The 10582-nt window shown below is 39.6% G+C and carries 9 protein-coding genes; 2 read left to right on the top strand and 7 right to left on the bottom strand.

What is annotated here, in order from left to right:
- Positions 1–350: 350 nt before the first annotated feature.
- From RMY00_RS24075 to RMY00_RS24060, 4 genes are all read right to left on the bottom strand, one after another.
- Entirely contained in the window at positions 351–1325 is a 975-nt protein-coding gene (locus tag RMY00_RS24075; RefSeq protein WP_322649953.1) for a hypothetical protein, read from the bottom strand.
- A gap of 99 nt (positions 1326–1424) precedes the next feature.
- Positions 1425–2603, bottom strand: coding sequence for an MFS transporter (locus RMY00_RS24070; RefSeq protein WP_322649952.1), 1179 nt, complete (start codon positions 2601–2603; stop codon positions 1425–1427).
- Positions 2604–3374: 771 nt separating this feature from the next.
- A complete protein-coding gene (locus tag RMY00_RS24065) occupies positions 3375–4172 on the bottom strand; it encodes a hypothetical protein (protein WP_322649951.1) in 798 nt (265 codons plus the stop codon).
- Between the two features lie 283 nt (positions 4173–4455).
- Positions 4456–5640 carry a calcium-binding protein gene (locus RMY00_RS24060; RefSeq protein WP_322649950.1) on the bottom strand — a complete coding sequence of 395 codons (1185 nt, stop codon included), beginning with the start codon at positions 5638–5640 and terminating at the stop codon, positions 4456–4458.
- A 789-nt stretch (positions 5641–6429) separates the two neighbouring features.
- On the opposite strand from RMY00_RS24060, the gene RMY00_RS24055 reads away from it, so the two are divergent.
- Both RMY00_RS24055 and RMY00_RS24050 read left to right on the top strand, forming a co-directional pair.
- Positions 6430–6675, top strand: coding sequence for a hypothetical protein (locus tag RMY00_RS24055; protein ID WP_322649949.1), 246 nt, complete (start codon positions 6430–6432; stop codon positions 6673–6675).
- A complete protein-coding gene (locus tag RMY00_RS24050) occupies positions 6656–6937 on the top strand; it encodes a hypothetical protein (RefSeq protein WP_322649948.1) in 282 nt (93 codons plus the stop codon). The genes RMY00_RS24055 and RMY00_RS24050 overlap by 20 nt, the downstream gene beginning before the upstream one ends.
- 354 nt (positions 6938–7291) lie before the next feature.
- Here RMY00_RS24050 and RMY00_RS24045 read toward each other — a convergent pair whose 3' ends face one another.
- The 3 genes from RMY00_RS24045 to RMY00_RS24035 form a co-directional block, all read right to left on the bottom strand.
- Positions 7292–8509, bottom strand: a complete 1218-nt coding sequence (locus RMY00_RS24045) for a glycosyltransferase family 4 protein (protein ID WP_322649947.1) — start codon at positions 8507–8509, stop codon at positions 7292–7294.
- A 432-nt stretch (positions 8510–8941) separates the two neighbouring features.
- A complete protein-coding gene (locus tag RMY00_RS24040; RefSeq protein ID WP_322649946.1) occupies positions 8942–9574 on the bottom strand; it encodes a response regulator transcription factor in 633 nt (210 codons plus the stop codon).
- On the bottom strand, positions 9571–10407 hold the full coding sequence (locus RMY00_RS24035; RefSeq protein ID WP_322649945.1) for a S1C family serine protease: 837 nt from the start codon (positions 10405–10407) through the stop codon (positions 9571–9573). Before RMY00_RS24035 ends, RMY00_RS24040 begins: the two co-directional genes overlap by 4 nt.
- Positions 10408–10582: the final 175 nt, after the last annotated feature.

The following is a 10582-nucleotide window of genomic DNA, read 5'->3' as shown; positions in this document are numbered from 1 at the left end:
TACCCCGAAATAACAAATGAGTACCCCGAAATAACAAATGGGTACCCCGAAATAACAAATGAGTACCCCGAAATAATAAATGAGTACCCCGAAATAACAAATGAGTACCCCGAAATAACAAATGAGTACCCCGAAATAACAAATGCGTTGGCGTAGCCCGCACTTCTCTACGAGACGCTTTTGCTAGCTTGCTTCCACGAAGTGGTACGACAAAGCTACTTTGACCGAAAACGACTCATGATACAAGCCCCTAAATTCATTAATGGAAAATATAAAAACAATTGTGCCGCGATGCTTTAGCTTTAACGCCAAAAAGTCCTTTAGTGCCTAAAATCACAGCCAACTACTTTTTAAACAACCTTTAAACGAGAAATTGTCCATAAGATGAGCAGGAAGATTAAGTAAATTACGCCAACTAGCCCAAACTCAATCAAAGGAATATAGGTTACTTCGTAAATTCTGCCCAAGCCGCGTTCAGTCAATCCATAAACGGCGATTACACTCACTAAAAAAACTCCGTAGATAGTACGTTTAGTCCAGATACTTACAGGTAAACCGTGGAGTTGAGTAAGTACTAAAATGCCAAGAAAACCAAAAAGAAATGTTGGCCACTTGCTTTGTCCTAAAACAAAAGATACGATAACACTATGTAATAATACTGAAATTTCTAAAGTAAATGTCCACCAACGGTTTACATGAGTGCGGTTGAATATTAACGACGATTGAAGCAGAAGCAAGAACATATAGAGAAAACCAATCAAATGCCCTAAAGTCGCTTCCATTGGATGATACCAGAAGGTGTAGATAGCGGCGAAGGAGAAAAAGTAGCCGTGGTACAGCTTGATAATTTGCAAAAACTGTTGATGAAAGGGAACAGAATTACCAAAAAACAAACCGCGTCGAGGCGTTTCCAAAATCAGTACGAACACCAGTAGGAGGACAACCGCACCTTGAGAAGCCCAAATTGAGGTATCTTGAGCTAGAGCATCGTACCAAATATAAGTCTGGAGAAAGTGTAAAGCGATGAATGCACCATTAATAGCAAGCATGAGGTAGTTAATCGGGTGCAACGCTGATTTGTATTTCAACTGCGATCGCTGCGCCCACAAGATACACCCCCAGATGCTAAACTGATGCCCAAGGTACATTCCCCAAGCCGTCGCCCGACTCCAAAAGGTAGGTTGGGGAAGTTTCCAGTAATACCAGTTTAATCCTTGGTCAGGAAGTTTGGTGATGCTTGCAGGAATGCTCCCACCTACCCAAATTGCGTAGGTAAGGAGGATGCTTACAAAGATGCCTAAAAATAATACTCGACGACCAGTCATAGTAATTTTAGATTTTAAATTTTAAATTTTAGATTTGGGATTAAAAATCTTTAATACAAGGCTGTTTCAAAAAAATATTAAGCTTTGAAATCAAGATTGTCAGGCGATACGTTCTGTGTTGGGTTCAGATGCACTTTTTGTTACTCGCAAACTAAGAGTCAAAGCTACTAGTATTACTAAAAATCCACTCAAAAAAGGAGCAGAACTCCCAAATCTCATAAAACTCAGCCCTGCCCAGATTGGGCCACCAATCCGTGCCAACGCAGAGCAAGAACTAGCAATACCTAATATTTGTCCTTGTTCTTCTGGGGCTGTCATTTGGGAAATCAGGCTGTTCAATATTGGTTGGCTAACACTAATTCCCCATGCTACAAGCGTGGTAGCAATCAACAATAAAATTAAGCTTTGTGAGAATCCAATTAACAGTAATCCTAAACCTAACCCTAATATCCCCAAGATAAGTAACCTTATTTCACCGAAGTATTTCTTGAGAAATCCGATCAGTCCTCCTTGAATGATTGTGCTAACAATCCCCATGAAGGCAAAAAGATAACTAGTCTGTTGAGGGCCCCAGTTTAATTGCTGCTTAGACCATAAAGCTAATGTAGAGTCCATAGACGCAACAGCAAAGGTAACAAAAAAGTAGATGCCAGCAAGCAAGCAAAACTGTGGACGTTGTGACAGTTGTAGCAAGTTCAGCCGTCGCTGACGGTAGCGATGAGTTTGGATTTTGGCTTTAGTCTCAGAATTTAGAGATTCTGGAAGTAATATCAAAGCACAAAGCAATGCCAATAAAGATAATCCGGCTGCGAACAACGATGGTAGATGAAAGTTAGCGTTGTCTCGATCTGACCCGATCAGAATACCTCCAATAGCTGGGCCGAGAATAAAGCCAAGACCAAAAGCTGCTCCGATTATGCCCATGCCACGAGCTCGATTAGCTGGCGTGGTAATATCTGCTATGTACGCCTGAGCAGTAGCAATATTGCCTGCCATAATCCCGGCAAGACTACGAGCAATAAATAAAATACCCAATGAGTTGGCAAAACCTAACCCAGCGTATGCAATTACAGAACCTAATAAAGTGAGTAATAAAATTGGACGACGACCGTAGCGATCGCTAAATTTACCCCATAATGGTGCAAATAAGAATTGCATTAAAGAATAAACAGCTACAAGTAGTGTCGCTTCATTAGCTTTTGCCCCGAATTGTTCAGCATACAAAGGCAGTATCGGCAGGATAATTCCGAAGCCGAGCAAGTCTATAAATACAGTCAAAAATAAGACTAATATAGCCCTGCTATTATTTTTATTCTCCCTAGTAAAATTCATTTTGACAAAAAATATGTATAACTTTGATTAATGTTACAGACATTAAAAAATTTTTGTTCATAAAAACCTATTCAACGCAACCAGTAATCATCTCAAGCAATATGATTGAATTTGAGTGTGGTTAAGCAAAATAGCATGAAACAAACCCACTAGAAAAATTAAGCCAATAATACTACTAATAAAAGCAACTATAATCTCGTGCTTCCGTATAGCTTTTTGTATCTTCGCGTCTATGATGTGTTCTAATTCTTTGTATGACATTTACTTGAATTTGGCTAAAAGTAAGAATTATGTAAACCTTGCGTCTGGCTGAAGTTTGAGTATGTCCAAAAAATTAAGCTTATTCAATGAGAAATTATTTCGACGCTGTAGAAGCATCGAAATAATTCTTCATTGATAATGATACTCGCCTCCGGCGAGAAACAAGCTAGGTAATCGTTAACTACAATCACTGTTAGGCGATTTCCGGAAAATAAATTATCTAATATCCCGATTAAATTAGTTCTTATCCCCTAGTTGACAATACAGTTCAGATAAGCATTCTTTACCTAAGAGTGCGATCTAAGAAAAGGGCTGGATGTTTCAAGTTACCTTTTCCCTTTTCCTTTAAGCAAACTGGATTCTACGCTTGCTTATCACTGGAGGTGAATATAGGAATCGTATTTGATTCTTGAAATTATCTAAGTGACCGGGGAGTAGGGAGTGGGGAATAAAAAATTAGCAATTATTTGGCCAAGAACGTTGGCGTAGTTTCAAAACAGCACCTGAAATACCAAAAGCTAATATCGCTAAGGTCAAACTTGGTTCAGGAGCTGCAACAATACTTACCTGATTAATAGCCAAGGCGTATTGTGGAGCAGAACTGCTAAAAACGAGTCGTGAGATGTTTGCAGTATCACTACGAATCCCCAAGAATACTGCCGAGTTATCTAATGCTAGCGACGAAGTACTGAGAACTGAGAAACTACCCAACAAGTTATTGCTGCTATCAAAAGCGTTGATAAAAGTTTCAACTTCTAAATTACTAATATCTACAGCTATCTGAGTACCAGCACCATAAACTGGCTGGGCAAAACTAATGCTCAAAGGGCCTCCGTTCCCCTGAGTCCGAGGATCAGGAGCGCCAGGAGGAAGAGGTTGAAATCCTGTTGGGTTTATACCTCCAAAGAGAATAAAATCTCCTTGAGCGAAGTTAGTCCGAATGCCAGGTGGAGGTAACGTTTGAAAGATAAACGGTGGAGTAATCTGAGGATTCTTAGCTGGAGTTATATTTACATCTAAGCCTAAACCGCTTTGGGATGTTGCTGAAAAAGAGTTAGGTAAAAAAACAGAAAAGTCAGGCGCAGAGGGATTGAAGACTTTACCTAAACTTCCCCAATCAACTTGATCATTACCTCCTAAAAGAGCGCGTTCATTTACTAAAAATGTAGATGCTTTAACTGGTAATGGAAGAACCGTTATTATTACTGTAATAGCTGTTAAATATTTAACAGATAACTTAAAGAATTTATTCATCGTAAATGCCACAAGGTCTACTCCTAATTTTTGTAAAATAATATCATCAAAATGGAATAATTTAACACTCAGGAATAGGCAGCATGTCGCTCTAGTCGAGGGAACTAAAGTAACTGCCGTGTTCAATATTTATGTTGCAAAAACTTTTTGAGCGTTAGCATCTGAGAACTGATACGATTTATACTTGTATCAGCCCAACCTTTTGTTTTGCAATATAACTTTTACTTTGGAAACAAATTACAAAAAGTTTTAACTTGTGATGGAGTTGTGTCTTTTAGGAATTTTACACCAACTGAATATTTACATTGGATGAAAGATTTTCAACGAAGGCAAGTTGAGTTCCTAAGAAAGACAAGTTACCAGTAGAGGCGTTGTAAGTAAAATCGCTACTATTAGTAGTACCAAACCCTAGTTTAGAAACTTGGATTACGTCGCCCTCAACAAAGTTGTAATCTTTGATGATGTCAACACCCTCGTTAGCACTGTTGAAAGTAAAGTTATCTGCACCAAGACCACCTGTAAGAACGTCATTACCTAGGCCACCAATAATGGTGTCATTGCCAGCATTACCCACTAATAGGTTATTTTGGCTATCGCCAGTAATGCTGTCAGCCTCATTTGTACCGGAGAAATCGTCAAAGTTAATTACCTTGTATGTTAATGTTCCCAAACCAGAAACGTTATTGGCAGAGATAGTTTGGGTTTCTAGGTTAACAGTGGCAGATACTCCAGCCAAAGATTGAGACGCATCTATGGTGTTATTAGCAACAGTAGGATCAGCAATAACTGTTTCTACTTGAAAGACTTGATCTGTTCCAAATCCACCAGTTTTGATAATTGTCCCTACACCTGAGAGAGTGATGGCTTGACCTAGTTTGCTGTAGTCTACTGTATCCAAGCCATCTCCGCCATTGATGCTGTCGTTACCGCTACTACCGATGAAGGTGTCATCGCCTGCACCACCTATCAACGTGTCATTGCCTAGTCCACCATCAATCACATCATTGCCACTTCTACCATCAATTAGGTCATCACCAGCTAGACCAGTTAATTGATTATTTTGACTATCGCCTTTAATGCTGTCAGCTTCATTTGTGCCAATGACATTGGCAATGTTGACTACATTGATTGTTTGTGTTTCTGAAACAGTAACGTCATTAAAAAAGACAGTTTGGGCTTCTAGGTCTGCGGTGATAGATACCCCGGAAGATTGAGACGCATCTAGGGTGTTGTCGATGATAGATAATTGAGACCAAACGTTATTACCATTTTCACCATTGATTATGGAATTGTTGCTGCTAAATACTATAGGCGAAGATTTGTCTGAGCCATCTCCACCATCTATGGTGTTATCCTTAATCAAAGATGAGCCAGACAAAAATTGAGATGTTATGGTGTTATTAACATCATAGATATCATTGCTACTGGCATCACTTATACCAGGAGTATTTATTAGCTCAATGGGCATAATATACACCTTTCTAGCTTTACAAATGAAATGTACTTGATCGTTGTAATACTTACATAATACAAGGTCTTGAATTATAAATTTCTGATGAAATCACCTCAAACATAATTAATGTTGTTTTATATATTTGCTCAACTAAACATGCATAAGGATTCGGTTTTCCCAAAAATGCATTATTGTGTTGTAAATATTGAGAATTAATAATATTAGGAGTTATGTACTTTACAAACTATTTATCGTGTGCATCAAAGTCAATAGGTTGTTTCAGCTTTTTGCTATAGGATTCCTATTTAAATCTTTGAACAAAATTAGGTGTTGAGGATGCATTAGGCACATTAGCAGTAATATCAATAAAAATATGGTAGGAAATCTACTAACCAGTCTTGAGATTATACCTAACAAAAATAAGCAAGCTGTCAGGGGACAAGATAGGAAATCTACTGACATTTATTTTGTATGGCTTGTTAACAAGTAACTTCAGTGTCTTCTGGGACATGGACTGAAACAGCTTTCATTAATGCACATCACAATGCATGTGTACTGCATAAGATAAGTGTTACACTTATCTTATTTACGACAGGCTGCGCGTAGGAAGACACTTAAGGAGTACGTCAACGTCTTCTATGCAAACAGCGATCGCATCTCAGACTTATTTGCATAATTTCGGATACATTACCGCAAATGCGCTGATATCTTATTTTCGCCTCTTCATAAAATCCGCAAAAACACCGTTACGCTATTTGAACTTGTGATCAAAACTTAGAGCATCCAGTTTATTAGGGCGTGTTTATGACCAACCCTGTAAAGACGGTTATCCAAATCAATCTGGAGATGGCTCTAGAAGTAGCTCATGAATTGGAGCTTGCTCCATCCACTCAACTCGGTGCTTATTGTTTGGAAATTTTGCGGGAGATAGGATGTGCTGGTAGTGAACTCCCACTGAACTTACAAACTCGCGATCAGCAACTAAACTTTATCACAGGCTTTGCGTCTTATGCTTTTGGGGAGGTACAAAATGTACAGAGCATTAATTGAAGATATATTTTCCGATCCAGAAGAGGTAGAAGAAACTACTTTTCCTGCCACAGATAAAGATTTGTTAATTTTAACAGAAAAATTTTTAGGGTTTGAAATTCCTTCAAAGGTTTTCTTACAAGCGATAGCCATTGCTGATTACGATGGTGCAGCTGCTTTTCGCTACGTTGATAATTATTTGACTACTCTCAAAAATAAAAAGAAACCTAAGCATAAGAAATTACTTGTGTTAGGTGCTTCAACTAAATACGACAATAATTGATGTGTTTCTTTACAAGCTAACCTTGAACCAATCCGATTTAGATAAGATAATTTTTATAGCCGATGTAGAGACATTGTATTGCAACGTCTCTACATACATCTCTCCCACACCGACAATAAGGCACAATTAAAATTTATCTAGAAGCTAGTGGTGGGATCTCTATTAAATAATTCGTAATTCGTAATTCGTAATTCGTAATTCGTAATTCATAATTAAGTTTTGTGACGGGGATTTAGACCCCGACCCAAAACCTTCTGCCTGTAGAGACAGGGGACTTAAACCCTCAGCACTTGTTAAATTAAGCATTTTTATGTGTGTGCTAATTACGTTAAAGTAGCTGATTACGAATTAGTATTAATCTCTTTTAAGACACACTTGTTCATAACTTTTACCAGCAATATCCCAAGTAAATTCTGTTTCTACTAGTTGTCTGCCTTTGTGAGACAATTCTGAACGCAGATGTGGATGCTCAAAAAGTTGACTAATTGCGGTGATGTACTCTGTCGGTTTATTTGCTCGTAATGCCCGCAATGGATGACTAGCACCATCTACGGCTAATCCTTCTAAACCGCGATCGCTAGCTACTATCGGTACACCAGCTGCCATTGCCTCTAAAGTTTTATTTTTAATGCCAAACCCAGTCCGCATGGGTACAACGCAAATGGTAGATTTATGTAAGTATTCTACCATCGAAGGTACACGCCCAGTTACATTAATTCCTGGTTTTTGAGCAAGTGCTAAAACTTCTGACACCGGATGAGAACCGACAATATCGAAAGTTGCATCAGGATACAATTTTTGAATTTCTGGCAAAACTTCGTTGCTGAAAAAGCAGACAGCATCAATGTTTGCTAAATTATCCATTGCACCGATGAAAATTAAACGGTGTCCACCTGGATCGGTGGTACGGTTGGGGAAAGAAACTAAATCTACACCATTGGGAATAACTGTAATTTCACTATTGGGGTTAAATTCTTGTAGTTGAATTTTATCTTCTTCTGTTGTCGCAACAATTGCCGAAAATTTAGCACAGTAGTTTTGCTCATAACGTCGCAAAAGTGGCAGATTAATTTTGTCTCTGAGGGAATTTTCTGAAATTCCCGTTGAGAGTTGGTTTCGACAAGTAGCGTAAACTGAACTATGAATATTAACTATAGTTTTTAGTTGTTTGGAAAAATGCGAACGTACATAAATTTCATTGACGCTATGTTCGCAGGTAATTACATCACATTTTCCCGCTTCCACCCAGTTATCAATCCATGTTTGCATCTCAACTGAGTAGCGGTTGAGTACGCTTGGTGGTGTTCCCTGTTGCAAAAATTTACTAAATCGCTGTATTTTCTTTAATATTCCGGTGGTTGCATAATCTGGCGGACGTTCAAAAATGGCTAGATGATCTACACAATCGCGTAATTCTGCTACTTCTGCATCTGTAACATCGCTCTCGCGTTGAGTTACCAAGGTAATACTATGGCGTTGACTGAGATATTTAAGTAAATTAAATGTCCTGACTTGGGTTCCCCCGCGCGTTGGTGGGTAGGGAAAGGTGGAAGAGAGCATTAAAATGTTCATATAAGTGATGCATCAAATGTGATACATACAGCATCACCTTATTGAAGGCTTTATGTCATTATTTGATTGACAGCAGTTTTCAAATGAATATAGCACTTAAGCATTGACAAGAAATACCAAATATGAGTAAAGGTTAAAAACCATATTTTTCATAATAGGACTTACGCAAAAATTGCTAAAAAGCTTAATTTCTCGAACCGCCAAGACGCCAAGAGCGCCGAGAATTCGTAGAGTGTGCGTAAGTCCTACATAAGTGTCACAAAAGCCTAGAAATAGCTTAACCGTTGGCTGACTCACCCGCCTAGAACTAAAGTTCTTTGGCTTTTAGCTAAAGTCTACTGAAGTAGACTAAAGATTTTTGGCTATATTTAATCATCAAAAGAAGACTTTTGCTATTAGCAAGGAACTGAAATTTCTTACGGGACATGGCTTTTACAGCATAATCAAACCCAGTCGCACACCCACAGCAACAGCCTCGGTGCGGCTGGAGACACTGAGCTTTTGAAAAATGGATGAGAGATGAAATTTGACGGTATGCTCCGAAATGTGCAAGTTTTTAGCGATCGCTTTATTCCCCAACCCAGAACCAAGCATACCTAAAACCTCTATCTCGCGTGGTGTCAAGGTTTGTACGGGATTTGCCACCACTTTTTCTCGGATAGATAGTAATTCTATAGCATCCGGGTGTAGCACCACCAAACCAAAAGCGATCGCCTCCACAGCAGCAACAATTTCTGACTCTGTGCTAGTGCTGGGCAATATCCCCCGGATACCAGAACGTAACCCCGTCTCTAAATCAATGCTGTCGAGTTCCTCAACAATGACGATCATTCCTAATGGATATTGCTGTTCTTGAATAACCAGCAATTTTTCCCACACCGATTGTTGAAGATTACCACTCAAATCTACCAGCACCACATCTGGTTGTAATTGCCCAACTTCACTCGCCAATACATCCAAATCGGATGCACTCCCCACAACCGTTAGCCGAGGATTGGTAGTTACCACAGCTGATAGCCCTGCCCGTACTACAGGGGAAGTGGCAACTACCATCACCCGGATCATGTCGCCTCCACAGCAGTTTTCCCAGACTGCACGTCAACATAAATTACGAATTGCTTCCCACCGCGTAGGAGTTGTAGCGGTACAGAACCTTTACTGTCATGGAGATATTTAGTTAAATCATTCATAGTAGTGAATAATCGCCCCGAAACTCCAATTAAAACATCGCCGATTTGTACACCAGCAGTTTCCGCCGCACTGTTAGGTAGAATTGACAACACCAATAAACCTAAGCTACGACTACTTAAAAGCACAGGTTGCAGTGTAACTCCCAGTTGCGGACGGCTATTTCCCTGTAAAAAACGCTCAACGGTGTTGCTGGGAACTGCTACAGCCAAACCATTAACAATCATCGTATTAATTCCCACAACTCGTCCTTGACAATCGGCAAGTGGCCCCCCAGAGTTTCCAGGATATAGCTGCAAATCAGCCATAACAGCCCGTGGATTATTTGCATAAATGATTCCAGTTGTCACAGCACCACTGTCAGCAAAGGGATTACCCACTGCTAAAACTAATTCACCCACTCGTAGCGCCTCAGAATTACCAATGGTTGCAGCAGTTAAATTAGTGGCGACAATTTTCAGGGCTGCTAAATCCTGCTGTGGATCAAATTGTGTCCGCACTGCATCAAATACCCTGCCGTCTGCCAATTCCACAGTTGCGCGATTGCTGGTTGCAACATGGGCATTAGTAATAATTAGTCCGTCAGGTTGCCAAATTACACCAGAACCGACTCCTAAAGAGCCGCTTTTTACTTTGACAGTGCGATCGCGTAGTTTAGCAGCTACCTCTGTTAATTCAGCAGCGATGTTAGTTAATGTTGTGTTTGCCATGTTATGTAATTTTTCCCTATGTCAAAGTAGAATCTAGTGATGTCTTTTGTCCTTAGAAACACAAATGACTGATGACTAATGACGATTCGAGCAAAAAGGTGCAACTTCCGAGTTCAGAGCCTCAACGTCCGAGCAAAAAGGTGCAACTTCCGAGTTCAAAGGCTCAACGTCCGAG

Origin of the sequence: Nostoc sp. ChiVER01, from assembly GCF_034531155.1 — a bacterium.
Taxonomy (GTDB): Bacteria; Cyanobacteriota; Cyanobacteriia; order Cyanobacteriales; family Nostocaceae; genus Nostoc.
Note: the sequence above shows the minus strand (reverse complement) of the source record. Positions and strands in the feature narration are given on the sequence as shown.